21 protein-coding genes are annotated in these 25,692 nt (G+C 70.1%); 12 read left to right on the top strand and 9 right to left on the bottom strand.

Features of this window, described 5'->3' with window-relative positions; all coding sequences use genetic code 11:
* Nucleotides 1-50: 50 nt before the first annotated feature.
* The 5 genes from AC5L3X_RS05380 (at nucleotide 51) to ilvC (ending at nucleotide 7,280) form a co-directional block, all read left to right on the top strand.
* Complete coding sequence (locus tag AC5L3X_RS05380; RefSeq protein ID WP_494855467.1) at nucleotides 51-956, top strand: 2-hydroxyacid dehydrogenase; 906 nt, start codon at nucleotides 51-53, stop codon at nucleotides 954-956.
* 218 nt (nucleotides 957-1,174) lie between these two features.
* A complete protein-coding gene (locus AC5L3X_RS05375) occupies nucleotides 1,175-3,811 on the top strand; it encodes a putative bifunctional diguanylate cyclase/phosphodiesterase (protein WP_494855466.1) in 2,637 nt (878 codons plus the stop codon).
* 205 nt (nucleotides 3,812-4,016) lie between these two features.
* A complete protein-coding gene (locus tag AC5L3X_RS05370; RefSeq protein WP_189123322.1) occupies nucleotides 4,017-5,756 on the top strand; it encodes an acetolactate synthase large subunit in 1,740 nt (579 codons plus the stop codon).
* Nucleotides 5,749-6,273, top strand: coding sequence for an acetolactate synthase small subunit (gene ilvN, locus AC5L3X_RS05365; protein WP_189123323.1), 525 nt, complete (start codon nucleotides 5,749-5,751; stop codon nucleotides 6,271-6,273). The genes AC5L3X_RS05370 and ilvN overlap by 8 nt, the downstream gene beginning before the upstream one ends.
* A gap of 23 nt (nucleotides 6,274-6,296) precedes the next feature.
* Nucleotides 6,297-7,280, top strand: a complete 984-nt coding sequence (gene ilvC / locus AC5L3X_RS05360) for a ketol-acid reductoisomerase (protein WP_494855570.1) — start codon at nucleotides 6,297-6,299, stop codon at nucleotides 7,278-7,280.
* Nucleotides 7,281-7,366: 86 nt separating this feature from the next.
* On the opposite strand, the gene AC5L3X_RS05355 is transcribed toward ilvC, so the two are convergent.
* The 6 genes from AC5L3X_RS05355 to AC5L3X_RS05330 all read right to left on the bottom strand — a co-directional run bounded on the left by AC5L3X_RS05355 (nucleotide 7,367) and on the right by AC5L3X_RS05330 (nucleotide 13,460).
* Nucleotides 7,367-7,564, bottom strand: a complete 198-nt coding sequence (locus tag AC5L3X_RS05355; protein WP_494855464.1) for a hypothetical protein — start codon at nucleotides 7,562-7,564, stop codon at nucleotides 7,367-7,369.
* Nucleotides 7,565-7,837: 273 nt separating this feature from the next.
* Entirely contained in the window at nucleotides 7,838-8,635 is a 798-nt protein-coding gene (locus AC5L3X_RS05350; protein WP_494855463.1) for a CAP domain-containing protein, read from the bottom strand.
* Between the two features lie 241 nt (nucleotides 8,636-8,876).
* Nucleotides 8,877-10,421: a D-alanyl-D-alanine carboxypeptidase/D-alanyl-D-alanine endopeptidase gene (dacB, locus tag AC5L3X_RS05345; protein ID WP_494855462.1), complete on the bottom strand. Its 1,545-nt coding sequence runs from the start codon at nucleotides 10,419-10,421 to the stop codon at nucleotides 8,877-8,879.
* Nucleotides 10,422-10,530: 109 nt separating this feature from the next.
* Entirely contained in the window at nucleotides 10,531-11,082 is a 552-nt protein-coding gene (locus AC5L3X_RS05340; RefSeq protein ID WP_494855461.1) for an FHA domain-containing protein, read from the bottom strand.
* 113 nt (nucleotides 11,083-11,195) lie between these two features.
* Nucleotides 11,196-12,560: an MFS transporter gene (locus AC5L3X_RS05335; protein WP_494855460.1), complete on the bottom strand. Its 1,365-nt coding sequence runs from the start codon at nucleotides 12,558-12,560 to the stop codon at nucleotides 11,196-11,198.
* A gap of 45 nt (nucleotides 12,561-12,605) precedes the next feature.
* Entirely contained in the window at nucleotides 12,606-13,460 is an 855-nt protein-coding gene (locus tag AC5L3X_RS05330) for a hypothetical protein (protein ID WP_494855459.1), read from the bottom strand.
* A 242-nt stretch (nucleotides 13,461-13,702) separates the two neighbouring features.
* Here AC5L3X_RS05330 and serA point away from each other — a divergent pair, with 242 nt between their 5' ends.
* The 3 genes from serA (at nucleotide 13,703) to AC5L3X_RS05315 (ending at nucleotide 18,272) form a co-directional block, all read left to right on the top strand.
* Nucleotides 13,703-15,292: a phosphoglycerate dehydrogenase gene (serA, locus tag AC5L3X_RS05325; protein ID WP_189123330.1), complete on the top strand. Its 1,590-nt coding sequence runs from the start codon at nucleotides 13,703-13,705 to the stop codon at nucleotides 15,290-15,292.
* Nucleotides 15,293-15,935: 643 nt separating this feature from the next.
* Nucleotides 15,936-16,982: a 3-isopropylmalate dehydrogenase gene (locus AC5L3X_RS05320; protein WP_494855458.1), complete on the top strand. Its 1,047-nt coding sequence runs from the start codon at nucleotides 15,936-15,938 to the stop codon at nucleotides 16,980-16,982.
* Nucleotides 16,983-17,174: 192 nt separating this feature from the next.
* Nucleotides 17,175-18,272, top strand: coding sequence for a branched-chain amino acid aminotransferase (locus tag AC5L3X_RS05315; RefSeq protein WP_189123332.1), 1,098 nt, complete (start codon nucleotides 17,175-17,177; stop codon nucleotides 18,270-18,272).
* 6 nt (nucleotides 18,273-18,278) lie between these two features.
* Here AC5L3X_RS05315 and AC5L3X_RS05310 read toward each other — a convergent pair whose 3' ends face one another.
* Nucleotides 18,279-18,926, bottom strand: coding sequence for an O-methyltransferase (locus AC5L3X_RS05310; protein WP_494855457.1), 648 nt, complete (start codon nucleotides 18,924-18,926; stop codon nucleotides 18,279-18,281).
* A 123-nt stretch (nucleotides 18,927-19,049) separates the two neighbouring features.
* On the opposite strand from AC5L3X_RS05310, the gene AC5L3X_RS05305 reads away from it, so the two are divergent.
* Both AC5L3X_RS05305 and cimA read left to right on the top strand, forming a co-directional pair.
* On the top strand, nucleotides 19,050-19,691 hold the full coding sequence (locus AC5L3X_RS05305; RefSeq protein ID WP_494855456.1) for a DsbA family protein: 642 nt from the start codon (nucleotides 19,050-19,052) through the stop codon (nucleotides 19,689-19,691).
* A 187-nt stretch (nucleotides 19,692-19,878) separates the two neighbouring features.
* Entirely contained in the window at nucleotides 19,879-21,456 is a 1,578-nt protein-coding gene (gene cimA / locus AC5L3X_RS05300; protein ID WP_494855454.1) for a citramalate synthase, read from the top strand.
* Here cimA and AC5L3X_RS05295 read toward each other — a convergent pair.
* On the bottom strand, nucleotides 21,453-23,084 hold the full coding sequence (locus tag AC5L3X_RS05295; RefSeq protein ID WP_494855453.1) for a heparinase II/III domain-containing protein: 1,632 nt from the start codon (nucleotides 23,082-23,084) through the stop codon (nucleotides 21,453-21,455). The genes cimA and AC5L3X_RS05295 overlap by 4 nt on opposite strands.
* Before the next feature lie 155 nt (nucleotides 23,085-23,239).
* On the opposite strand from AC5L3X_RS05295, the gene AC5L3X_RS05290 reads away from it, so the two are divergent.
* Together AC5L3X_RS05290 and AC5L3X_RS05285 are read left to right on the top strand one after the other, a co-directional pair.
* Nucleotides 23,240-24,658: a hypothetical protein gene (locus tag AC5L3X_RS05290; RefSeq protein WP_494855452.1), complete on the top strand. Its 1,419-nt coding sequence runs from the start codon at nucleotides 23,240-23,242 to the stop codon at nucleotides 24,656-24,658.
* A 91-nt stretch (nucleotides 24,659-24,749) separates the two neighbouring features.
* Complete coding sequence (locus AC5L3X_RS05285) at nucleotides 24,750-25,346, top strand: HD domain-containing protein (protein ID WP_494855451.1); 597 nt, start codon at nucleotides 24,750-24,752, stop codon at nucleotides 25,344-25,346.
* Here AC5L3X_RS05285 and AC5L3X_RS05280 read toward each other — a convergent pair.
* The gene (locus tag AC5L3X_RS05280; protein ID WP_494855450.1) at nucleotides 25,343-25,681 is read right to left on the bottom strand and encodes an antibiotic biosynthesis monooxygenase family protein; all 339 of its coding nucleotides are present in this window, start codon (nucleotides 25,679-25,681) and stop codon (nucleotides 25,343-25,345) included. The two genes, AC5L3X_RS05285 and AC5L3X_RS05280, sit on opposite strands and share 4 nt — an antisense overlap.
* Between the last annotated feature and the right edge of the window lie 11 nt (nucleotides 25,682-25,692).

The following is a 25,692-nucleotide window of genomic DNA, read 5'->3' as shown; positions in this document are numbered from 1 at the left end:
AAGGACTCTCATGTGTTCCATACTTACCCGGTCGCCGTAAGGTTCTGGGCATGAAGATCTGGGTCCCTTCCGACGCGGTCGCCGACGTCCTGTCCGATCTGCCCGGCGTGCAGTGTGACGTCTACTCCGGCGGCCGGGCTCCGGACGGCATTGAGCGGGTCGAGGTCTGGATCCCGCCGCTCGTCACGGTGCCCGACGTGCCGAGGACCCTGGCCAGGATGACCTCGCTACGCCTCCTGCAGACCGTCACGGCGGGCGTGGAGCCGTACCGGCCGCATATGCCGGAGGGCGCGGTGCTGTGCAACGCGCGCGGGGTGCACGACGCGGGCACCGCGGAGTGGGCGGTCGGCGCGATGATCGCGGTGCTGCGGGAGTTCCCCGGGTTCGTCGACGCGCAGCGCAGGGGCGAGTGGACCTACCACCACACCGGTGTGCTGGCCGACTCGACCGTGCTGATCGTCGGCTACGGCTCCATCGGCGCCGCGCTCGAACGCCGCCTCGACGGCTTCGAGGTCGAGGTCGTCCGGGTGGCCCGCGGCGCCCGTGACGGGGTCCATCCCATGCAGGCGCTGCCCGCGCTGCTGCCCGCCGCCGACGTGGTGGTGCTGCTGGTGCCCGCCACTCCGGCCACGGCCGGCATGGTCGACGCCGCCTTCCTGGCCCGGATGAAGGACGGCGCCGTGCTGGTCAACGCCGCGAGAGGCGGGGTGGTCGACACCGACGCGCTGCTCGCCGAGCTCAAGACCGGCAGGCTGCGCGCCGCGCTCGACGTCACCGCGCCCGAGCCGCTGCCCGAGGGCCACCCGCTGTGGACCGCTCCCGGTGTGCTGATCACCCCGCACGTCGCGGGCAGCACCCCCGCCTCCGACCGGCGGGTGCTCCGGCTGGTGCGCTCGCAGCTGCTGCGCCACCTCGCCGGCGAGCAGCTCAACAACATCATCACGGACGCATACTGAGAGTAATCCGGAACGTGGCTGGTCCGTGACCTCCAGTGCGTACCGTTGCATCTACCAAACATTCCTGACTCACTGTCAAGTATGTTCTCGGATCTATCGGTCTGTGTGGTTATCAGATCGGTGACGACATCGGCGTTGTCACCACCCGAGCACCCGCGACCGCACACACTTGCGGTGTGGTCGGCCGGGCATCGGCGATCATCGGGCAACGAGACGGGATGGCAACGACTGTGATCCGCTGGCGTGATCCACGGGCACCGCTGATCGCCGCTGCGGCGACGGGTGCGGCGGGGTTCGCGGCTGCGCTCCTCGCGGGCGGCCCGGCCCTGGTCACCGGTGCCGTCGCCGGGCTCCTCGCGGCGATGTTCGCCGGGGCGTCCCTGCTGCTCGCCTCCGTCCAGCTGGCGGAGCACCGCCCGGCGGCCGTGGGCGCGCGCTGGATGGGCGGTGGCGCCCTGGCCTGGGCCGCCGGCTCGGGCGTGCAGGCGCTCGCCACGAGTTCGAGCATCGTGGTCAGCTTCGGCGACCTGCTCCTGATGCTGGGCACCGTGCTGATGGCGGGCGGCGCGCTGACCGCCGCCGGCCGCACGCTCCCCGGCGGCGTCATCCTGCGGCTGGTCACCGACTCCTACCTGTGCGCCGCCTCGCTCTTCCTGATCGCCTGGGTGATCGGGCTGCGTCACGTCTACGGCCAGGTCGACCCGGCGACGTTCACCTTCGCCATGCTGCCGCCGATGATCTCGCTGCTGGTGACCTACGCCGCCGTCCCGCCGGTGGTCAAGGGCCGGTCCACGTCCTGGTCGCTCGCCCTGACCGGCACCGGCGTGCTCGCCACCACCACGATCGACGGGCTGGCGGCCGCCGTCGCGCGGCTGTCCGACACCGCCCCGCCGACCTGGAGCGTGATGCTCGCCCCGGTGGCGTTCCTGCTGCTGGCCGCCGCCCCGTGGGCGCTGCGCCCGGTGGAGAGCGACTCGGCCCCGGCCGGGGCGACGCCCGGCAACCTGGTCGCGATGGTGCCGCTGGCACTGGTCGCCGTGGCCACCTGCACGCTGCTCGTCCACCTGGCCGGCGGTGGGCGCGAGGAGCCGGTCACCGGCGTCGTGGCGCTCGCCGGCTCCGCGGTGCTGCTCCTGCTGGTGCGCCTGTCCGTGCTGGCCGCGATCAACATCCGGCTGCGCCGGCTGGTCTCGCTCGGCGACCGGCAGCTGCGCGAGCTGGCCGAGAGCACCGGCGACGTGGTGCTGCTCTGCGACTACGAGGGAGTGGTGCGCGAGATCGGCGCCGGTGTCGAGGTCACCTACGGCTACCGTCCCGATCAGCTGCTGAACGGCACGATCTTCGACTACATCCATCCCGAGGACGTGCCCGGCATCCAGCGGTCGCTGCGCGCGATGGTCGACGACGAGGGCGCCGATCCCGGCACCTGCCTGATCGCCTGCCGCGTACGCGCCTCCGACGGCACCTGGCGCCCCACCGAGTCGGTCGCCACCCGCCACGTCAGCGGCGACGACCTCGTCCTCGTCACCACCAGAGACGTGAGTGACGAGGAGGCGCTGCGCAACCAGGTCGCCCACCTGACCTTCCACGACGGCATCACCGGGCTGCCCAACCGCGCCTACTTCGAGGAGCGCACCCGCGAGGTGCTGTCCGGCCGCACCGGCCACGTCGCGGTCATCTTCCTCGATCTCGACGGGTTCACCTCGGTCAACGACTCGGTCGGGCACGCCAGCGGTGACCACCTGCTCGGGCAGGCCGCGCGCCGGCTGCGCGGAGCCGTGCGCCCCGACGACACGCTCGCCCGGTGGGGTGGTGACGAGTTCGCGGTGCTCGTGGAGACGGGCGGCGAGGCACAGCTGGCCGTCGACCTGGCCGAGCGGCTGCTGGGGGCGGTTTCACAGGAGCCGTTCCGGGTGGCCGACCGCGACGTGGCGCTGACCGCCAGCGTGGGCGTGGCCTTCGCCGAGGACGACATGCCCGCGGGCGACCTGATCCGCAACGCCGACGTCGCCATGGCCAGGGCCAAGGAGCTCGGCGGGCGCCGGGTCGAGGTGTTCGCCGCGCAGATGCACGCCGACGTGGTCCGGCGGCTGGAGCTGGCCGCCGACCTGCAGCGGGCGCTGATCGAGCAGCAGTTCGCGATCGAGTACCAACCGGTGGTCGACCTCGCGACCTCGCGGGTGACCGCGGTCGAGGCGCTCGTACGGTGGTGGCGCGGGTCGGTGTTCGTGCCGCCCGACCAGTTCCTCGGCCCGGCCGAGGACACCGGTCTGATCGTGCCGCTGAGCGAGTGGATCCTGCGCGAGTCCTGCCGTGAGGTGGCCGCCTGGCGGGCGTCGTCGTGGGACATCGGGCTGTCGCTCAACCTGTCGGCCCGCCAGATCACCGCGCCCCGGTTCGTCGAGACCGTCGAGGAGGCGCTCGCCGAGAGCGGCCTGCCCGCCTCCGCGCTCACCCTTGAGGTGATCGAGGAGATGCTGGTCGAGGACGCCGAGGAGACGATCAGGCGGCTGTCCGAGCTGCGCGCGCTCGGTGTGCGGCTGGCGATCGACGACTTCGGCACCGGCTACGCCTCGCTGGCGTTCCTCCGGCAGCTGCCGGTCGACATGATCAAGATCGACCCGTCGTTCGTGTCGGGCCTGGGCCGCGACGACACGCTGACCCTGCTCACGCGCACGATCGTGCGCCTCGGCAACGACCTCGGCCTGGTCGTGGTGGCCGAGGGCATCGAGCGTCCCGAGCAGCTCGAGTTGCTGCGCGAGATGGGCTGCACCCGAGGTCAGGGCTTCCTGGTCGCCAGGCCGATGGCGGCGCGCGGCGTCGACTCCCTGATGAGGACGAGTCTCACGGTTTGAGACGTGTATCCCACCAATTTGACATTGGGGGCCACGGAGGGGCTAAGGTGTGCCCATGCTTCGTAGTGGGATTCTCGTAGTACTTCGCCGGCGCGCGGGCCGATAGCGAAGCACTACGACCTGCGCGCCGCCCCAGCCCCGCCCTCTCGGCCGGGAAGGGGCATTTTTTATGTCCTGAGCGAGTAGCCACACAAGGAACGAGCCGATGACCGAACGGATGACAGGTGCACAAGCCCTGGTCAGGGCGCTGGAGCACGTGGGAGTCGACACCGTGTTCGGGATCCCGGGAGGCGCCATCCTCCCCGCGTACGATCCCCTCTACGACTCGACCAAGGTCCGGCACGTGCTCGTACGGCATGAGCAGGGCGCCGGGCACGCGGCCGAGGGCTACGCCCAGGCGACCGGCAAGGTCGGGGTGTGCATGGCGACCAGCGGACCCGGCGCGACCAACCTGGTCACGCCGATCGCCGACGCCTACATGGACTCCGTGCCGATCGTGGCGATCACCGGCCAGGTGGCCAGCGGGGCGATCGGCACCGACGCCTTCCAGGAGGCCGACATCTCCGGCATCACCATGCCGATCACCAAGCACAACTTCCTGGTCACCGACCCGCTCGACATCCCGCGCACGATCGTCGAGGCCTTCCACATCGCCTCCACCGGCCGGCCGGGGCCGGTGCTGGTCGACATCTCCAAGGACGCGCTGCAGGCCGACACCACCTTCTCCTGGCCGCCGGTCATGCACCTGCCCGGCTACCGGCCGGTGACCAGGCCGCACTCCAAGCAGATCCGCGAGGCCGCCAAGCTGATCGCCGAGTCCCGTCGACCCGTCCTGTACGTGGGCGGCGGCGTGCACAAGGCGGGCGCCTCGGCCGAGCTGATCCGGCTGGCCGAGCTGACCAACATCCCGGTGGTCACCACGCTGATGGCGCGCGGCACGTTCCCCGACAGCCACCCGCAGCACATGGGCATGCCGGGCATGCACGGCAGTGTCTCCGCCGTCGGCGCCCTGCAGCAGGCCGACCTGCTCATCGGCCTCGGAGTGCGCTTCGACGACCGGGTGACCGGGCAACTGTCGACCTTCGCCCCCTACGCCAAGATCGTGCACGCCGACATCGACCCGGCCGAGATCTCCAAGAACCGCCACGCGGACGTGCCGATCGTGGGCGACTGCAAGGAGGTCATCGCCGACCTCATCGCCACCGTCGAGGCGTCCGACCGGCAGGGCGACTACACCGACTGGTGGACCCTGCTCAACGGCTACAAGCAGACCTACCCGCTCGGCTACGACGAGTTCGAGGACGGCTCGCTGGCCCCGCAGTACGTCATGCAGCGCCTGAGCGCGATCGCCGGGCCCGACGCCTACTACGTCGCAGGCGTCGGCCAGCACCAGATGTGGGCCGCGCAGTTCATCGGCTACGAGAACCCCGGGACGTTCATCAACTCCGGCGGCCTCGGCACGATGGGCTTCGCCGTGCCGGCGGCGATGGGCGCCAAGATGGGCCGGCCCGACGCCACCGTGTGGGCCATCGACGGCGACGGCTGCTTCCAGATGACCAACCAGGAGCTGGCCACCTGCGCCCTGGAGGGTGTGCCGATCAAGATCGCGGTCATCAACAACGGTAACCTCGGTATGGTCCGCCAATGGCAGACGCTCTTCTACGAGCAGCGCTATTCCAACACCGACCTGCAGACCGCCCGCCGCATCCCGGATTTCGTCAAGCTGGCGGAGGCCTATGGTTGTGTGGGCCTGCGCTGCGAGCGTCCCGAGGACGTGGATGCCACCATCATGAAGGCCATGGAGATCACCGACGTGCCCGTCGTGGTCGACTTCGTCGTCCACCAGGACGCCATGGTCTGGCCGATGGTCGCGGCGGGCACCAGCAACGACGACATCAAGATCGCGCGGGACATGGCGCCGACGTGGGAGAGCGAAGATGAGTAGGCACACGCTTTCTGTGCTGGTCGAGAACCGGCCGGGTGTCCTGGCCCGGGTCTCCTCGCTGTTCAGCAGGCGGGGCTTCAACATCGACTCGCTGGCCGTCGGGCCCACGGAGCACGACGACATCTCCCGCATGACCATCGTGGTCAGCGTCGAGAAGCTGCCGTTGGAGCAGGTCACCAAGCAGCTCAACAAGCTGGTGAACGTCCTCAAGATCGTGGAGCTCGATTCGGCGCAGTCGGTGCAGCGCGAGCTGATGCTGATCAAGGTCAAGGCCGACGCCGACAGCCGGTCCCACGTGCTGGAGCTCGTCCAGCTCTTCCGCGCCCGGTGCGTCGACGTGGCCTCCGACGCCGTGACCATCGAGGTCACCGGCACTCCCGACAAGCTCGAGGCGTTCGTCAAGGTCCTCGAGCCCTTCGGGATCAAGGAGCTAGTCCAATCGGGCATGGTGGCCATCGGCCGCGGCGCCCGTTCCATTACCGACCGGTCCCTCAGGGCACTGGACCGTACCGCCTGAAAGGTTCTACAGAAGTGACCGAGATTTTCTACGACGACCAGGCCGATCTGTCGATCATCCAGGGACGTCACGTGGCCGTGCTGGGGTACGGCAGCCAGGGCCACGCCCATGCGCTCTCCCTGCGTGACTCCGGTGTCGACGTGCGCGTCGGCCTGCCGGAGGGCTCCAAGAGCCGCGAGCGGGCCGAGAACGACGGCCTGCGCGTGCTCACCCCGTCGGAGGCGGTGGAGGAGTCCAACCTCACGATGATCCTGGCGCCCGACCACATCCAGCGCCATCTCTACGCCGAGCACGTCGCCCCCAACCTCGTCGAGGGCGACGCGCTGTTCTTCGGCCACGGCCTCAACATCCGCTACGGCCTCATCGAGGCGCCCGAGGGCGTCGACGTGTGCATGGTGGCCCCGAAGGGCCCCGGCCACCTCGTCCGCCGTCAGTTCGAGGCGGGCCGCGGTGTGCCGTGTCTCGTCGCCGTCGAGAAGGACGCCTCGGGCAAGGCCCTCGACCTGGCCCTGTCCTACGCCAAGGGCATCGGCGGCACCCGCGCCGGCGCGCTGAAGACGACCTTCACCGAGGAGACCGAGACCGACCTGTTCGGTGAGCAGGCCGTCCTCTGCGGTGGCGTGTCCGAGCTCATCAAGGCGGGCTTCGAGACCCTGATCGAGGCCGGCTACCAGCCCGAGGTCGCCTACTTCGAGTGCCTGCACGAGATGAAGCTCATCGTCGACCTCATGTACGAGGGCGGCGTGTCGAAGATGTACTGGTCGGTGTCCGACACCGCCGAGTACGGCGGCTACACCCGCGGCCCGCGCATCATCACCGACGAGACCCGTCAGGAGATGCGCCGCATCCTCGGCGAGATCCAGGACGGCACCTTCGCCCGCCAGCTGGTCGAGGAGTTCGACGGCGGCCAGAAGGAGTTCACGCGTCACCGCCAGGAGCTGGCGGACAACCCGATCGAGAAGACCGGCGCCAAGCTCCGCCCGATGATGAGCTGGCTCAAGGCCTGACTCACCCGTGGGGGGCCGGGGCCGAGCACGGCCGTCGTCGCTCGGTCCAGCGCTCCCCACGTCCCGGGCTCGCGCGCCCGGGAGGGTTACCCGGTCGCGATCTGCCGGAAGACGATGGTCGCCCGGAAGCTTCCGTCCTGGTCCGGCTCGGCCCGGGCGCTGATGACGTCGGTCTCGGCGCTCCCGCCGAAGAAGCGCTCCGCTTCGCGGTACGCGGCTTCCCTGAGTTCGGCAGGCGAGGAGCCGGTGACCGTCACCAGCAGTTCGAAGGGCATCGGCTTCATGTCCACATCCGTCCGATTTGGCGCGCGTAGCTCCTGCCCTGAGAACGGCGGATCATGCGCGCCCACCTCCGGCTCTCCGGTGCGAGTGATGACCCGCCGCTGACCTTCCGCTGACCCGTGCCGATGCCGGTGCGGAGGTGAGCGGGCCCGGCCGCGGTCCATGTGCGGGGGGAGGCGCGGCCGGGCCCGCCGGATGGGAGCGCCGTGGCGGGCGGTGGGAACCGGCGCGGTGGCGCGCTCGGTGGGGGCCAGACGCTCCCTAGCCGGGGGTGGTCAGTGGGCGGCGAAGACCTGGGTCCAGTGCGGCCCGTTGGTCGCGTGGCCGACGCCGATGTGGGTGAAGGCGCAGTTCATGATGTTGGCGCGGTGTCCCGGGCTGTTCAGCCAGCCCTCGACGACCTGCGCGGCGGTGCGCTGGCCCTTGGCGATGTTCTCGCCCCAGGTGCTGATCGGGGCGAATCCCGCCGTCCTGACGCGGTCGCCGGGTGAGCGTCCGTCGGGGGAGGTGTGGTCGAAGAAGCCCCTGGCGGCCATGTCCGCCGAGTGGCGTTCGGCGGCGGTGCGCAGCTTGGAGTCGTGGACGAGGGCGCGGCAGCCGCCGGCGGCACGGGCCGCGTTGGTCAGTTTGACGACCGCGGTCTCGACGGCCGACGCGCCGCCGCCGGTCGGCGGGGTCTGCCTCTTGCAGGACAGGGTCACGGTCCGGGATCTGGCGAGCCCGCCCTTGTAGTCGAGGGCGACGACGTAGAAGCGGGCGGGGGTCCTGACGCAGCGTACGCCGGCCACGATCCTGCCGTTGGTGAGCACTTTGGAGCCGCTCTTCACCGTACGGTCGGGGCCGGGCACGACCCGCTTGATCCGCACCCGGAGCCGGGTCCGCTCATCGCAGCCGCTCCTGACCGCCGCGCCCCTGATCATGCCCTTGGCGTCGATCCGCGGCTGTACGGCCACGACCTGGCACGCCTGCTGGAGCGGGGCCTGTTCGGTGGTCGCCGCCTGGGCGGCCGGGACGGGGAAGCTCAATGCCGTCAGACTTCCGAGGCAGGCCAGTGCCTGGAGCTGTCTGCGCACGATGTCCTCCGTTGGGGGGTTAGACACTGCGTCGAACCCGCATTCTGGTGGGTGCACATCGGCCATGTCAGGAAAAGTGGGCCTATACCTGGAGCCCCAAGTGTCCGAATCGTAATCACATCTCCGTCGACCTGGGTAAACCTCCCCATTCCCTCGCGCGTCTTCTTCTCTTCTCGGTCGCCGAGGAGGAAGGCGCTCCCCGCGGGACCGTGGGGCGGTCCCGCGGAGAGCCGGGGGAGGATCAGCAGTGGGCCGGCTTGAGCCAGGAGCACTCGAGGTCGGCGGAGGCCGGAGCGGTGTCGGTGCGGAGCCGCGCCGGAGCGTCGGCCGGGGCGGTGCGGGAGAACTGCGCGAGCCGGACGGCGATCTTGTCCTCGATGTCCTTCGGCGAGCCCGACAGATACTGGTTGAGCATGATGGAGAAGACCAGCGGCTCACCGTCGGCGCTGGTGACGTAGCCCGACAGGGCGGTGACGCCGGTCAGCGAGCCGGTCTTGGCGCGCACGTTGTTCGCGGCGGGGGTGCCCCGCATCCGGCTGCGCAGCGTGCCGCCGACGAACCGGTCGGCGTTGCCCGCGATGGGCAGCGAGTCGTACCAGGTCTGATACCAGGGCTTGCCGCGCACGGCGGTCAGGAGCTGGACGATCGAGGTGGGCGTGAACCCGTCGCGGCGCGACAGCCCGGAGCCGTCGCGCAGGTTGAGCACCTCGACGCCGTTCGCCTTGGCGAAGTCGGTGGTCACCTTCAGCCCGGCGGCCCAGGTGCCCTGACCGGCGACCTTGCGGCCCATGGCCTTGGTGAGGATCTCGGCGTGGATGTTGTTGCTGAGCTTCATGAACGGCACCAGCAGCTCGCTCAGCGGCATCGACTCGTGCTGGGCGAGCTCCTGCGCGCCGGACGGGGCCGCCGCGGTGACCGTCGGGCCGAGGACGCGGACGCCGTGCTTGGTCAGCGCCTTGCGGAACAGCGAGGAGACGTACGCGGTGGGGTCGTCGACAGCGACCCACTCGTTGTACGTGCCGGCCACGGTGCCGGTGATGACGACCGTACGCGTGCCGTGCTGCCGTTCGATGAGCACGTCGGTCGAGGCGCCGACGGTGGCCTTGTTGACGATCTTGAAGTAGTCGGTCTCCGGTGTGGTCGAGACCTTGACCTCGCCACCCGAGGGAGCCACCGAGACGACCACCGAGCCGGCGTCGTAGTCGGTGTCGGGCGAGGCGGTCAGCGCGGAGATGGGCGCCGCGTAGTAGGCCGTCTCGTCGTCCCAGGTCCAGTCGTTGCCGAGTCGTACGGAGTCGAACCAGGTGTCGTCGGCGACGAGCCTGCCCGTGACCACCTTGATGCCCGCCCCGGCGACCTTGGCGGCCAGCGCGTCGTAGTCAGCGGCCAGCATCGTCGGGTCGCCGGTGCCACGCAGCACCAGGTCGCCGCCCAGGACCGAGCCGGCCTTGCGCCCGCCGGTGAGGACGCTGGTGGGGAAGCGGTAGTCGAGGCCGAGCGTCTCGGCGGCGGCCGCGGAGGTGAAGAGCTTGGTGTTGGACGCCGGGATCAGCAGCTTGCCGGCGTCGGTGGCGTAGAGCTCGTCGCCGTTGGCGGCGCTCTTGACGACCACGCCGGCTCTGGCGATGGTCAGCCGCGAGTCGCTGAGGATCTGGTTGAGGTCCTGGGTCAGGTCGGCCACGCCGGGTGACGGTTCGAGCGCGACCGCTGTGGAGGTGGGGCTGGACGCCCACGCGAGGGTCGCGACGAGCGCGCCCGCGATGAGCGAGGCTGAGGTGCGCCGCATGGGATCTCCAAAGGGCTGGGGGTCTCGCCTGGGATCATGGGTCAGCACACGGAGCCTGTAATCCGCAAATATCCGTATTTTTGGGCGCTGCCTGCGCCCGCTCCGCGAGTCAGACGGAGGGCAGGCCGGCGCTCACCAGGAAGCCGCAGTCGCCGAAGGAGACCTCGTCACCCGACCGGACCCGGGCGGGACCGACCAGCCGCCACCCGTTCAGCCGGGTCCCGTTGAGCGAGCCCAGGTCGACCAGCATCCATCCGCCGTCGGGATCGCGCCGCAGCTCGGCGTGGACGCGCGACACGGTCAGGTCGGCCAGGACGAGATCGCACGCGGACCCGCGGCCCACCACGTAGCGGGCCCGGTCGTCGTCGGGCAGCGCCAGCCGGGGCAGGCGGGGCCGCCGCCAGGCCGACCGCAGGCCGGTGCTGAAGTCGGAGGCGGACGACACCAGGTCGGTGAGCCGCCGGCGGAACGACCGGCGCCGAGGCAGATCGGCCACCAGTCTGTCGAGCTCGTCCTGGTTGCGGGCCCGGAGCGCCTGATCCACCCGGCCGACGAACGTGTCGTGCGAGATCCGCCCCTCGACGGCCCGGTCGCGCAGCTCATCGATCGCACGATCGCGTTCCCCGTCGGAGGCGCGGAACGGTGGATGCGTCGAGCTCATGCCCCGAGTATCGGCCTACACGGCGTGCCCTGTCCAGAAAGTACGGATCTCCGTGGAGTGATCCCTCCGCCCTTGTCCCGTCGCCCCCGGACGCCCTCCCTCACCCTCCTGGCTCAGGGAGTCGTGGCCGGAGTGGCGGCCTTCGTGGGATCGGTCAGGCGGTACTTCAGCGTCATCAGCACCGACGCGAAGATGATCAGAGCGGGGACCGCGGTCTGGCCGATGAGCACGCTCGTCACCGCGCTGTCCGGTTGCTGAACCGGAGTGCTCGGCTCCGAGGGGATGAAGCCGCCCAGGGAGATGATGACGCCGAAGATCAGCGCTCCGAACGCGCTGACCCCGCTCTCGATCGCCGTCCACAGCCCGGTGAACACGCCGGCCCGCCGCTGGCCCGTGGTCGCGGCGTCCGTCGCGATCACGTCGGCCAGCATGGAGAACTGCAGCAGCGTCACCCCGGCGATCCCGGTGCCGACCAGCAGCAGCACGGCGTGCGCGTAGACGGCGCCGAAGACCGGCGTGGCCAGGGCCGACGCGGTGCCGACGCCGTACAGGAGCCCGGCCAGGATCATGGCGCCGCGCTTGTCGAACCGCTTGGCCAGCCGCACCCACAGCGGCATCGTCAGCAGCATCGGCCCGACCAGCACGGCGAAGAGCGTCGTGGTCGCCTTCGAATCGCCGAGCGTGTAGGCGGCGAAGTACGGCGCGGCGGCCAGCATCGTGGCGACCGCGAGCTGCTGTGTGCAGCTCAGCGCCAGGAGCCAGACGAACGCCGGGTTGCTCCGGGCCGCCGCGAACTGCCGCAGCAGCCCGCCCGTGTCCGCCTGCGGCGCGGCGGTCATGGGGGCGCGCGCCGTGCCGAAGAAGGAGCCGAGCATCGCGGCGAACATGATGAGGGCGATCGTCACGGCCATCAGCCGGTAGCTGCCGAGGGTGCCGTTCTCGCCCTGACTGTTGACGATGGTCGGAGCCAGGACTCCGCTGATCATGGTCGCCAGGCCGACGAAGATGATCCGCCACTGCAGCAGCGAGGTCCGCTCGTGGTAGTCCTCGGTCATCTCGGCGGGCATCGCCTTGTACGGCACCTCGAACAGCGCGTACGCGGTGGCGGCGGCCATGAAGCACACGCCCACGTAGATGGCGGCCGGGGTGCCGGTCAGCGGAGGACCGGCGAACACCAGGTAGAACATGATGGGCAGCGTGCACGCCCCCGCCAGCAGCCACGGCCGCCGCGGACCGAGCCGTGACCTGGTGCGGTCGGACCAGCGGCCGACCAGCGGGTTGATCACCAGGTCCCAGACCTTGGGGGCGGCGACCACGATCCCGGCCAGCCACCCGGGCACGGCCAGGAAGTTGGTCATGTAGTAGAGGAGCAACAGGCCCGGCACGGCGCCGAACGTCGCCGTGCAGAACGACCCCACGCCGTAGCCGAGGCGTACACCCCGGGAAACGGTGGGTACGCCCACGGCCGGTGCGATCATCCCCTCATCTAAACCGAGCGGGCCCTTGTTTGGTAGAGCCCAGTTCTAGTCGCGTACGTCGGCGCAGACGACGTGCGCGCCGATCTCGATCATGCGGCGCTCGCTGCGCGCGTCGGCCACCCGGGCCATCAGGATCGGCGCCTCGCTCGCCGCGAACTGCGGCAACCGGGCCCGGACCCCGCGATGCAGGTCGCGGACCACGTCCTCGGCGGCGGACATGTGCACTTTGACGTGCAGCATGATGCCGGGAGCCCCGGAGGCGGTGCGGGCCTCGGAGATCCAGACGTGGTGCACCAGCGGGAAGTCCGCGAGCAGGGTGGCGATCGCGCGCCGGAGCGCGGGCAGGATCGGATGCGCGCAGCGCCGGTAGCCGGGGTCGACCTGTTGCATCGGCCCCGACAGGTGCGGCCGCGGCGCCGGGATCCACGGCATCGGGGGCGACTCGGTCGAGGGGGCCGCGACCTGCGCGAGGGTCGTGCCCCGCGAGACTGTGGCCATCGCGCCCGTCGCGTAGGCGGCGGGCGCGGCGCCGGACAGGACCGGTGTCGGTCCCGTACGGGTCGAGGTGAGGAAGCGCTGGAGGTCGTCGATCGGCACGGCCGCCGCGGCGGGTCCGGCCGCGTCGATCACGATCTCCCGTACGCCGGTGACACGCTGGATGTCCAGGATCGTGTCCGCGTCGCAGGCCGACAGCGAGTGGCTGCCGCGGTGTCTCGCGTAGGTCGCCGCTCCGGTGTATCCGAGCAGCACGCGATCACCTGCCTGGGTGGTGCCCAGGACGACGGATCGGTCTGGTCGCACGGCCACCAGGACTCCACCGTCCGAGAGGGCTGCCAGCAGGCGGTGGGGGGCGCCATGCTGTGCGAGCACGTCGGCGAGCGCAGGGTTCCCGATGCTCATATGACGAACCATAGGTAGTCGGCCATGGCTTATCAGGCTAATAGCCAATAAATCTCCCGATCAAGACAAAGACGGCTCCCATGTGGATGACTTTGCCCATCGAGGGGTACGCCGGGCAGGCGCCGTCTCAGTATGCGGGTCCCTCGTGAATGCGTTCACAAGCGCGGATAGACTCAGGAGCGATCCCGAGGGACCCGTCACGGTGTCCTTCACGCCCGCCGCCTGCATCTAAGGATCCATCAGTGAACAAGCCCGTCGTTCTGGTCGCAGAGGAGCTGTCCGAGGCAGGCCTCGCCGTGCTCGGCGCCGATTTCGAGGTTCGCCACACCGACGGCGCCGATCGTTCCCAGCTGCTGCCCGCGCTCGCCGGGGTCGACGCCCTGATCGTCCGCTCGGCCACCCAGGTCGACGCCGAGGCCATCGCCGCCGCCCCCAAGCTTCGCGTGGTCGCGCGTGCCGGTGTCGGCCTCGACAACGTCGACGTCGAGGCGGCCACCAAGGCCGGCGTGATGGTCGTCAACGCGCCGACCTCCAACATCACCAGCGCCGCCGAGCAGACCATCGCGCTCATCCTGGCCAGCGCCCGCAACACGGCCCAGGCCCACGCCGCCCTCAAGAACGGCGAGTGGAAGCGGTCCAAGTACACCGGTGTCGAGCTGGACGAGAAGGTCGTCGGCATCCTCGGTCTCGGCAAGATCGGCCAGCTCGTGGCCCAGCGCCTGCAGCCGTTCGGGGTCGAGCTGATCGCCTACGACCCCTACCTGCCGCCGGCCCGCGCCGCGCAGATGGGCGTCAAGCTGCTGAGCCTCGACGAGGTCATCAGGCAGGCCGACTTCATCACCGTGCACCTGCCCAAGTCCAAGGAGACGGTCGGGCTCATCGGTGACAAGGAGCTGCACGAGGTCAAGCCCTCGGTGCGCATCATCAACGTGGCCCGCGGCGGCATCGTCGACGAGAGCGCCCTCTACGCCGCGATCAAGGAAGGCCGGGTCGCGGGCGCCGGCATCGACGTGTTCTCCAAGGAGCCCTGCACCGACAGCCCGCTGTTCGAGCTGGACCAGGTCGTGGTCACGCCGCACCTCGGCGCCTCCACGCACGAGGCCCAGGAGAAGGCCGGCACCCAGGTCGCGCGCAGCGTGAAGCTGGCACTGGCCGGCGAGTTCGTGCCCGACGCGGTCAACGTCCAGGGCGGCGCGGTAGCCGAGGACGTCAAGCCGGGCCTGCCGCTGGCCGAGAAGCTGGGCCGGGTGTTCACCGCGCTGGCCGGCGAGGTCGCCACCAAGCTCGACATCGAGGTGCGCGGCGAGATCGCCTCCCAGGACGTGCGGGTGCTGGAGCTCGCCGCTCTCAAGGGCGTCTTCAGCGACGTCGTCGAGGACTCCGTCACGTACGTCAACGCCCCGCTGATCGCCAAGGACCGCGGCCTCATCGTCGACCTGGTCACCAGCACCGACAGCCCTGACTGGCGCAACGTGGTGACCGTGCGCGGCGTGCTCGCCGACGGCCGCCAGGTCTCGGTCTCCGGCACGTTGTCCGGGCCGCGCCAGATCACGAAGATCGTCGAGGTCAACGGCTACGAGATGGAGATCGAGCCGACCGAGCACCTGTCGTTCTTCACCTACACCGACCGTCCGGGCGTCGTCGGCGTGGTCGGCCGCCTCCTCGGCGAGCACGGCATCAACATCGCCTCCATGCAGGTGGCCCGTGACGTCAAGGGCGGCAAGGCGCTCATCGCGCTGACCGTCGACACGGCCATCCCGGCCGAGGTGGTCGAGCAGATCGGCGGCGAGATCGGCGCCGACAGCGGTCGTTCGGTCGACCTCGAGGACTGACCTCGCGCAGGGCTCAGGGGGGTGCGGCCGTCGCCGGGATCGTCCGGCGGCGGCCGCTTCGTCGTTCCATGGGTTGTCTCACGATCCGAGATGCTAGGACATCCAACGAGACAGCTGGAGTGGCGCCGGGTAGCCTGAACAAGACATGCGCCAGGTTCTCGTACTTATTACCTGCCGCGGCGGGGCCTGTTAGGGCAGGTCGGCGACCCGCCGCGGAGTGCGGCGTTCCCGTCGGCCGTCAGTCCCCTTCGCCGGTCCGTGACCCGGGCCCGCGAGCTTCAGGCCCGGTCGGCTCGCGACCTGAGCCCGACCTCCCGATACGACGCCCCGCGAAACGAGATGAGTCCCATGTACGAGATGTATGCCTGGAACGGTGCCGAGGAGCACGAGGACAAGGCCGCCGAGGCCGTGCAGACCGCGCTGGACCGTCGCGACAACGGCGGCCAGCCGCAGGACCCGAGCCAGTAGAAGACCGGCGGTCCCTGTCGTGCGGACAGGTCCGCTCGGCGGGGGCCCGCTTGCCGGTGAAGTGCGCTTTCTCCTCTGACATGCTGATTGCGCTACTCCGCGAGGAGTAGAATGGAATGTCCAGAAAATGAGACGGTGTGTTCGTCAGTCGAGACGAGCCGGTAAGGTGCCATCCATGGAGTCGCGCAACATTCGCCTGGCAGTCATCCCCGGAGACGGCATCGGCACCGAGGTCGTGGCCGAGGGGCTCAAGGTCCTCGAAGCGGTCGGCACGAAGATCGAGGCCACCCATTACGACCTGGGTGCCGCCCGCTATCACCGCACCGGCGAGACGTTGCCCGACAGCGTGCTCGACGAGCTGCGCGGCTACGACGCCATCCTGCTCGGAGCGGTCGGCGACCCCAGCGTCCCGCCGGGCATCCTGGAGCGCGACCTGCTGCTCAAGATCCGCTTCGCCTTCGACCACTACGTCAACCTGCGACCGGTCAAGCTCTTCCCGGGCATCGAGACCCCGCTGGCCGACACCCGGCCCGAGGACATCGACATGATCGTCATCCGCGAGGGCACCGAGGGCCTCTACGCGGGCACCGGGGGCACCATGCGCCGCGGCACCCCGCACGAGATCGCCACGCAGGAGTCGCTCAACACCGCCCACGGTGTGGAGCGCGTGGTCCGCTACGCGTTCGAGAAGGCGCGGTCGCGGCCGCGCAAGAAGCTGACGCTCGTCCACAAGACCAACGTGCTGACCTTCGCCGGCGACCTCTGGCAGCGCACGGTCGACCAGGTGGCCGCCGACTACCCCGACGTCACCACCGACTACAGCCACATCGACGCGGCCTCGATGTTCTTCGTCACCCACCCCGAGCGGTTCGACGTGGTCGTCACCGACAACCTGTTCGGCGACATCATCACCGACCTCGGCGCGGCGATCGCCGGCGGCATCGGCCTGGCGGCCAGCGGCAACATCAACCCCGAGCGCACCGCGCCCAGCATGTTCGAGCCGGTGCACGGCAGCGCCCCCGACATCGCCGGGCAGGGCAAGGCCGACCCGACCGCCACGATCCTGTCGGTCGCCATGCTCCTCGACCACCTCGGCCTGCACACCGAGGCGGCCCAGGTCGAGCAGGCGGTCGCCGACGACATCGTCGAGCGGCTGGCCGGGTGGGCGAGCCGCACCACGCACGAGATCGGTGACGACATCACCGCGCGAGTATCGAGCTAGGGCCCGCCCAGCTCCACCGGCGCCTGGCGGTCCCGAACAGGACCCGCTAGGCGCTTTTTCGCGTCTAAAAGGCCAAACACCCCATCGGCCTCTTGCCATCCCAAATAGCGAGACAATAGGAAGTACCCACGGGCCGTGTCGATCAGATCCGTGGATTCGTTAGAGAGTTCGTAGAGAGAAGGAACCTCCGTCATGACCATCGCTCAGAAGCTCAGCTTCGACGTGCAGCATTCCGACCACGCTCGCACCGCGGCCGAGCGGGAGCAGGTACTGGCGAATCCCGGCTTCGGCCAGGTCTTCACCGACCACATGATCTCGATCGACTACACCGACGGCGAGGGCTGGCACGACGCGCGGCTCGAACCGTACGGGCCGCTCTCGCTCGACCCGGCCACGGCGGTCCTCCACTACGCGCAGGAGCTGTTCGAGGGGCTCAAGGCCTACCGCCAGTCCAACGGCTCCATCGTGGCCTTCCGCCCCTACGCCAACGCCGCCCGGTTCAACCTCTCGGCCCAGCGGATGGCCATGCCGGAGCTGCCCGAGGAGACGTTCGTCGAGTCGCTGGAGCTGCTCGTCCAGACCGACCGCGACTGGGTGCCCACCACCGAGGGGCACAGCCTCTACCTGCGGCCGTTCATCTTCGCGACCCAGGTCGGACTCGGCGTCAACTACCCGTCCCGCACCTACCGCTACATGGTCATCGCCTCGCCGGCCGCCTCCTACTTCAGCGGCGGCATCAAGCCGGTCTCGGTGTGGCTGTCGACCGAGTACACCCGCGCCGCCCCCGGCGGCACCGGCTTCGCCAAGTGCGGCGGCAACTACGCCGCCGCCTTCGTCGCCCAGCGTCAGGCCGTCGAGAACGGCTGCGACCAGGTCGTCTGGCTCGACTCCCACGAGCACCGCTACGTCGAGGAGATGGGCGGGATGAACCTGTTCTTCGTCTTCGGCGACCGGCTCGTCACCCCGGCACTGACCGGCACCCTGCTGCCGGGCATCACCCGCGACTCGATCCTCACGCTGGCCGCCGGCCTGGGGCTGAAGCCGGAGGAGCGGCTGATCACCACCGACGAGTGGCAGGCCGGATGCGAGTCAGGAGAGCTGACGGAGGTCTTCGCCTGCGGCACCGCCGCGGTCGTCACGCCGGTGGGCTTCGTCAAGGGCGCCGACCGCTCCTGGAGCATCGGCGACGGCACGCCCGGCCCGGTCACGATGCGGGTGCGCGAGGAGCTCGTCGGCATCCAGTACGGCTCGCGGCCGGACCCGCACAACTGGATCCACAAGATCAGCTGACCCGGCTCAGCCGTTCTTCCGCACCATGGTCAACCCGTCGGCGATGGGCAGTATGACGACCGTCACCCGTGGATCCTCGGCCACCAGGTCGTTGAACTCCCGCATCAGCACCGTCATCTCGTCATCGCGCGACGGGTCGGCCACGTGACCCGTCCACAGGGTGTTGTCCACCATGAGCAGCCCGCCCGGCCGCAGCCGGTCCATGAGCAGCTCGTAGTAGGCCGGGTAGCCCGCCTTGTCGGCGTCAAGGAAGGCGAGGTCGACGGGCTGGTCGAAGGCGGCCAGGGTCTCCAGCGCGGGGCCGAGCGTGAGCGTGACGCGGTCGGACACCCCGGCCCTCTCCCAGTATTGCCGCGCGATCGAGGTCCACTCCTCGCTCACGTCGAAGCAGTGCAGCCTGCCGCCGGACAGCCCGCGGGCGATGCACAGTGATGAGTAGCCGGTGAACGTCCCGATCTCGACCGCCACGGCCGGCGCCACCAGCTGGGTGATCATGGTCAGGAACCGTCCCTGGTCGGCGGAGATCTGCATTCCGGCGTGGTCGCCCGTCCGCGCCTCGGTCTCCGCCGCCAGCTCCCGCAGCAACGGGTCGGGCTGGGTGGTGTGGTCGAGGATGTACCGGGCGAGCGCGGTGTCCATCGCGAAGGCCTTCATGGGGTCCATTGTCGCGCCGAGTCGGCGGCCGGCGGTGGCGCGGTACGCCTGACCCGCCCCGATCAGTCACATTTCACCTTCTTCAGGTAGGGTCTGCGCGATCGATGAGCTGAGGGCGGGCGGATGATGAAGAGGGTGGCGGCCGTGCTGGTCGCTTTCGCGATGCTGGCCCTGGTCGCGATCGTCGGGTACGACGGCGGCCAGGCGGAGCAGGGCGTGCGGCTGACCCGGCAGGTCGACGGCACCATGGTGCTGGCCGACAGGGGCGGCAACGCCCCCGTGCTCGACATCTACGAGGACTACGACTGCCCGGTCTGCAAGGACCTGCACTCCCGGGTCGACGCGACGATCCAGCGGCTGGCCAGGGAGGGCCTGGTCAAGGTGGTCTTCCACCCCGTCACGATCTTCCGCGACGAGCCCATGCGATCCAACTCCGTCCGGGCCGCGGCCGCCGCCCGGTGCGTGCCCGAGGGCAACTGGCTGGCCTTCCGCGACGAGTTGTACGCCATGCAGCCGGCCCCGCACGGGGTGGCCTCCGGGTTCACCGTGAAGGAGCTGGCCGCGGCGGCGACGAAGGTGGGCGCGTCGGTGGAAGAGTGCGTCATCTCACAGTCCTTCGCCGAGGATCACCTGGCCGAGAGCGCCAAGATTCGGATCGACGGCACGCCGACCGTCTTGCTGGACGGGCGAATGCTGGGCGACGCGGCCTTCGACCCGGCCGTGCTCGAGGAGATCATCACGGGCGGTCCGGGCGTCACCGTGTGATCGCTCCGGTCCCACATGGCGAGATCGATGTGCCGACCGGTGAAATCGTGTGGCAGACTCACAGGCATCATGTTCTACCGTCTGCTCATTATTGACAGGCGCGCTGGCTGACACAGGGACACCGCCAGCGCGCAGACCTCTCACGTCCGTGAGGGGTCTTTTTGTTTTCCCAGGGAGACGACAAACCATGGCCGACGACCGCTTCCACGTGTACGACACGACGCTGCGTGACGGCGCGCAACAGGAAGGGCTCAACCTCACCGTCGCCGACAAGCTCTCCGTCGCGCGCCACCTGGACGGGCTGGGCGTCGGTTTCATCGAAGGGGGCTGGCCGGGTGCCAACCCCAAGGACACAGAGTTCTTCAGGAGGGCTCGAACAGAGCTCGACCTGAAGCACGCGCAGCTCGCCGCGTTCGGTGCGACCCGCCGGGCCGGGGTGCGGGCAGCCGACGACCCTTTGGTTGCCGCCCTGCGCGAATCCGGCGCGCCGGTCGTGACCCTTGTCGCCAAGAGTCACGACCGGCACGTGGAGCTGGCCCTTCGTACGACTCTCCAGGAGAACCTCGCGATGATCCGCGACACGGTCTCCCACCTTCGTGCGGAGGGACAGCGAGTCTTCCTCGACGCCGAGCACTTCTTCGACGGCTACAGGTCCAACCCAGCCTACGCGCTGGAGGTCATCCGCACCGCGGCCGAGGCGGGAGCCGACGTGATCGCCCTGTGCGACACCAACGGCGGCATGCTCCCCGACGAACTGGCCGAGATCGTGCAGGCCGCGGCCGGCACCAGCGCCCGGGTGGGCATCCACTGCCACGACGACACCGGCTGCGCGGTGGCCAACACCCTCGCCGCCGTCCAGGCGGGCGCGACCCACGTGCAGGGCTGCGCCAACGGCTACGGCGAGCGGTCCGGCAACGCCAACCTCTTCACCGTGGTCGCCAACCTGCAGCTCAAGCGGGGGTTCGACCTCGTGCCGCCGCAGGCCCTGGCCGACATGACCCGCATCGCGCACGCGATCACCGAGGTCACCAACGTCACCCCCAACTCCCACGCCCCCTACGTCGGCACGTCGGCGTTCGCCCACAAGGCGGGCCTGCACGCCAGCGCGATCAAGGTCGACCCCAACCTCTACCAGCACATCGACCCCGCCCAGGTGGGCAACGACATGCGGATGCTGGTCTCCGACATGGCCGGCCGCGCCTCGGTCGAGCTCAAGGGCCGCGAGCTGGGCTACGAGCTCAGCGCCGGCAACACCAAGGAGCTGGTCGACCGGGTCAAGGAGCTGGAGTCGAAGGGCTACACGTTCGAGGCCGCCGACGCCTCGTTCGAGCTGCTGCTGCGCGACACCGTCCACGGCGAGCGGCGGCGTCACTTCGAGGTCGAGTCGTGGCGGGTGATCGTCGAGCGCACCAAGGGCGGCGAGCTGGTCAGCGAGGCGACCGTCAAGCTGCACGCCAAGGGCGAGCGCATCGTCGCCACCGGCGAGGGCAACGGCCCCGTCAACGCCCTCGACCGCGCGGTGCGCCTGGCCCTGGAGAAGCTCTACCCCGAGCTGGCCAGGGTGGAGCTGGTCGACTACAAGGTGCGCATCCTGGAGGGCAGCCACGGCACCGGCGCCGTCACCCGCGTGCTCATCACCTCCAGCGACGAGACCTCCGAGTGGGCCACGGTGGGCGTCGCCGAGAACATCATCGACGCCTCCTGGCAGGCGCTGGAGCAGGCCGTGACCTACGGGCTGCTGCGCGCGGGCCGCGAGGCCGCCTAGAGGAGACCTGCCGGGAAGGTCACGCCCTGGACGGTGACCTTCCCGCCGGAGCACGACACCTTCGGCGCGTCCGTGCCGGGCACGATGACGGTCAGCAGCGAGGTGGCGGCCGGCGAGACCACGACGTTGGTCCGCTCCTTCGACAGGTAGGTCGGCGACATCCAGCCGAGCTTCCCGCCGCGCTCCACCTTCTGCCCGCCGACCGGCGTGCAGCCGGACAGCTGGAGCAGCGTCACGTCGAACTTGCCGTCGCTCAGCACCACCCGGCCGCCGCTGTTGGAGACGACCTTGTACGACGGCGCGAACCGCCACTGGTTGCGCACCTTCTTGCCGCCCGAGGCCGTGTCCAGCACCGCCATCAGGTCCTCGCCGTGGTCGACGAGCACCGAGCGGGTGCGGGCCGTGCCGTAGGCCTTGTCCGTGAGGCGGAACGCCTGCCGGTCCTCGCCCTGGCTCGACTTGGTGAGCTTGCTGGCCGTACGGGGCCGGAACCTCTCGCCCACCACGGCCGGGACGTTGTGCGCCTCGGGGGAGAGCGTCCAGTAGCGGTAGGCGCTCTTCTCGTAGGAGTGGAACCCGGCGTCGACCAGGATGTCGCGGCCGTGCGCGTAGTAGGTCACGCCCAGGTGGTCCTCGTGGCCGTGGAACTTGGTGCCGGGGCCGAACCTGATCGAGTAGTAGGCGGAGTCGGCCTTGCCCCACTCTGTCCGGCCGTACACGTAGCCGGCCCGGTAGACCTTGACCTTCTCCTTGGGGGTGCCGGTCTCCATCTTCGGCTCCGTCTCGGCGCTGCCGTCGCCGATGGGCACCATGTAGCCGTTGGGCATCGTGGAGTGGGCGACGAAGTCCTTCAGCGCGTCGGCCCGCCTGGAGATCTCGCCCGGCACCTTGCGGCCGCAGTCCTTCATGCCGGCCATCGCGACCTGGAGCCTGCCGTACACGTAGACGGCGTAGCGCGGCGCCTGCTCCATGAGCGCGCCCTGCGCGTCGACGTCGAGCTTGACCGTGCCGGTGAGCCGCCTGGAGGCCAGGCCGGCCCAGTCCTTGCGGCCGTAGCGGCAGCCGATGCTCATGAGCGCGATGTCCTGGTCGATCCCGTGGTTGTGGCCCTTCTTGTAGAGCCTCGGGTCGGCCAGCAGCTTGGCGTGGACGGCCAGGCTGTCCTTGAGCCAGCCGTCCTTGACGTGCATGCTCAGGCACACCAGCGCCTGGGTGCGCAGCGAGACGGGGTGGTCGTTCCAGACGTAGGGCTTGGTGCCGCGCGCGCCCCGCTTGTTGCTCGCCACCCAGTCCTTGGTGATCTCCTCGGCGCGGTCGAGATAGGCGCGCTCGCCGGTGTTCTCGTACGCCACCACCAGCGTGCCCATCCAGCGCAGCGACTGGAAGACGTACTCCCACGAGCGGTTCCGGTACGGGCTCATGCCCCAGTCGATCTTCTTGCCGATCTTGACCGCGGGCAGGCTCACCAGGGAGATCTCGCCCTTCATGACCTCGTCGGCCGTCGGCGAACCGGGCAGCCAGTCACCCTGGCACTGCGCGGTGCGCTTCACCGGCGCCTCGGCCCGTGCGGTGCTCGTGAGTCCCGCGACGGCGAGGATGAGGGCGAGGGGGATCGCGAGGCGGCGCACGCCAGTTCCTTCCGGACAAAAGAAGCAAGGAGGGGACGAGGTGGAACATGCTGGCCGGGCTCGATCACGGGGTCAAGTCGGGTTCCGGATCGTTAACGCGCCGATGTTCATTCGTACTTTATAGGGTGGTTTGCTCAAAGGGACTGAGGAGGCGGATGGTGCCCACGCTACGCAAGCACTGGATCTTTCTCCTCGCCCTGCTCGCCGGAGCGGCGCTGCGCGGCGCGGCGATCCTCGGCTACCGCCCGGCCATCTGGTTCTGGGCCGACTCCTTCGCCTACCTCAACGCCGGGCTCGACCCGCGACCGCTGGAGTCGCGCACCTCGGGCTACTCGCTGTTCCTGTGGGCGCTGCGGCCCCTGAGCAGCATCGAGCTGGTCGTCGTGGTGCAGCACCTGCTCGGGCTGGGCATCGGCGTGCTCGTCTACCTGCTCCTGCGCCGCCGGCTGCCCGGCTGGGCGGCCACGCTGTTCGCGCTGCCCGTCCTGCTCGACGCGTTCCAGATCCAGCTGGAGCACCTGATCATGGCGGACCTGCTGTTCGTGTTCCTCGTCATGGCGGCGGTCGCGCTGCTCATGCGGCGGCCGGCCCTCACGCCCATGACGGCCGCGGGCGCCGGGCTTCTGCTGGCGGCGGCCACCGTGACCCGGACCATCGGCCTGCCGCTGATCGCCGTCGTGCTGGTCGCGGTGCTGCTGCGCCGTACGGGCTGGCGGCCGGGCCTCACGCTCGCCGCGGCCGCCGTGATCCCGCTGGCCTGCTACGCCCTGTGGTTCGAGTCGGAGCACGGCACGCTCGCGCTGAGCCGTGGCAACACCTTCCTGTGGGCCCGGACCATGACGTTCGCCGACTGCGCGAAGATCAGATCGGACGTGCCGCTCTGCCCGGCCGAGCCGCTGGGCGAACGCCTGGCGCCGCCCGAGTACATCTGGTCGGCCGACTCCCCGATCAACGACGTCAAGGGCGGGGCGGTCCGGCGCGACGAGGTCGCCGGGGCCTTCGCCAAGCAGGCCATCCTCGCCCAGCCGCTCGACTTCCTGCGCGCCGGCCTGGTCGACGTGGCCCACATCTTCTCCTGGGAACGCCGGGTCTATCCGGTCGAGGGCGACCAGAGCGCCTACGTCTTCCCCGAGCAGACCGCGCCGTTCAAGGACTCGATCGCGTCCAGGGACCGCACCGCCGAGGAGATCACCACCGCCTACCAGGGCGAATCCGGCGAGACGGTCATGGTGGAGCCGTACGCGGGCTGGATCCGCGGCTACCAGACCTACGGCTACCTGCGTGGACCGTTCCTGGCCGCGCTCCTGGTGGCCGGGGCGGCCGGGGTGGCGCTCCGATGGCGCCGGCTGGGCGGGGAGGTGCTGCTGCCGTGGGCGAGCGCCGTGACGCTGCTCACGCTGCCGGTCTTCATCGCGGCCTTCGACCACAGGTACGTGCTGCCGGCCGTGCCGCTCGCCTGCCTGGCGGCGGGACTGGCGTTCGCCCGGCGCCGCGACGCGGACGGTGAACCGGCCCCGAGCGGCGCGCCCCGGAACGAGGCCGCCGAGCCGCCCGGCCAGGTGTCCCGCCCGTGAGGCCGGGGCGGGGGAGGGTTGGCCGGATCCTGTCGACAGGTGGCCACAGGGCCACTCGCCCCGGCCGGATCCGAGGCTCGAAGATGAGCACATGAACCTCAACGACCTGGTGCTGCCCGACACCCCCGCCTGCGGCGGCGCCCTGGAGGTGGCGGCCCGCTACCACACGCCCTCGCTCCTCAACCACTCGATCAGGGCCTACCTGTGGGCCGCGGCCTACGCCCAGGCGCACGACATCGCCTTCGACGCCGAGCTGCTCTACGTGTCGGCCATGCTGCACGACATCGGGCTGGCCGCCGAGTTCGACAGCCACACGGTGGGATACGAGGAGGCCGGCGGGCACGTGGCCTGGGCCTTCTGCGCGGGAGCCGGCTGGCCCGAGGACCGCAGGCGCCGCGCCTCAGAGGTGATCATCCGTCACATGTGGGACGAGGTGCCGGTGGAGGAGGACCCGGAGGGACACCTGCTGGAGCTTTCGACCGCCATGGACATCTCCGGCCGCGGCACCGACGAGCTCCCGGCCGGGCTCCGCGACGAGGTGCTCGCCCGGCATCCCCGCCTGGAGATCGCCAAGGAGTTCGCCGCCTGCGTCACCGACCAGGGCGCCCGCAAGCCGGCGAGCCTGGCCGCCGGCTTCGTCAGGTCGGGCATCGCCGAGCGCATCGCCCGCAACCCGCTGGACGCCTAAGCCTTCGGCCCGGCGCTGTCCACGACCTCGAACGACCACAGCGTCGCCCCCGACGCGGCCGGCCCCTGCCCGTGGCCGTGCCCCTGGCCGGAGCCGGCCGCCTCGGCGTGGCCGCGCTGGAACTCCTGGCTCTCCTGCCACCTGAGGAAGTCGTCCTCGCTGCGCCACCGCGTGTACACGAGGTACTGGTCGGTGCCCTCGACCGGCCTGAGCAGCTCGAACCACTCGAACCCGTCGGCCGACTCGACCATCCCGGCCCGGTTGGAGAACCGGTGCTCGAGCTGCTCGCGCATCTCGGCGGGAACCGTCAACGCATTGATCTTGACGACGGACAACACGACCCCTC

The organism is Nonomuraea sp. CX421 (assembly GCF_059358955.1).
The sequence above is the reverse complement of the archived record's forward strand: the minus strand, read 5'-3'. Positions and strand labels throughout refer to the sequence as shown.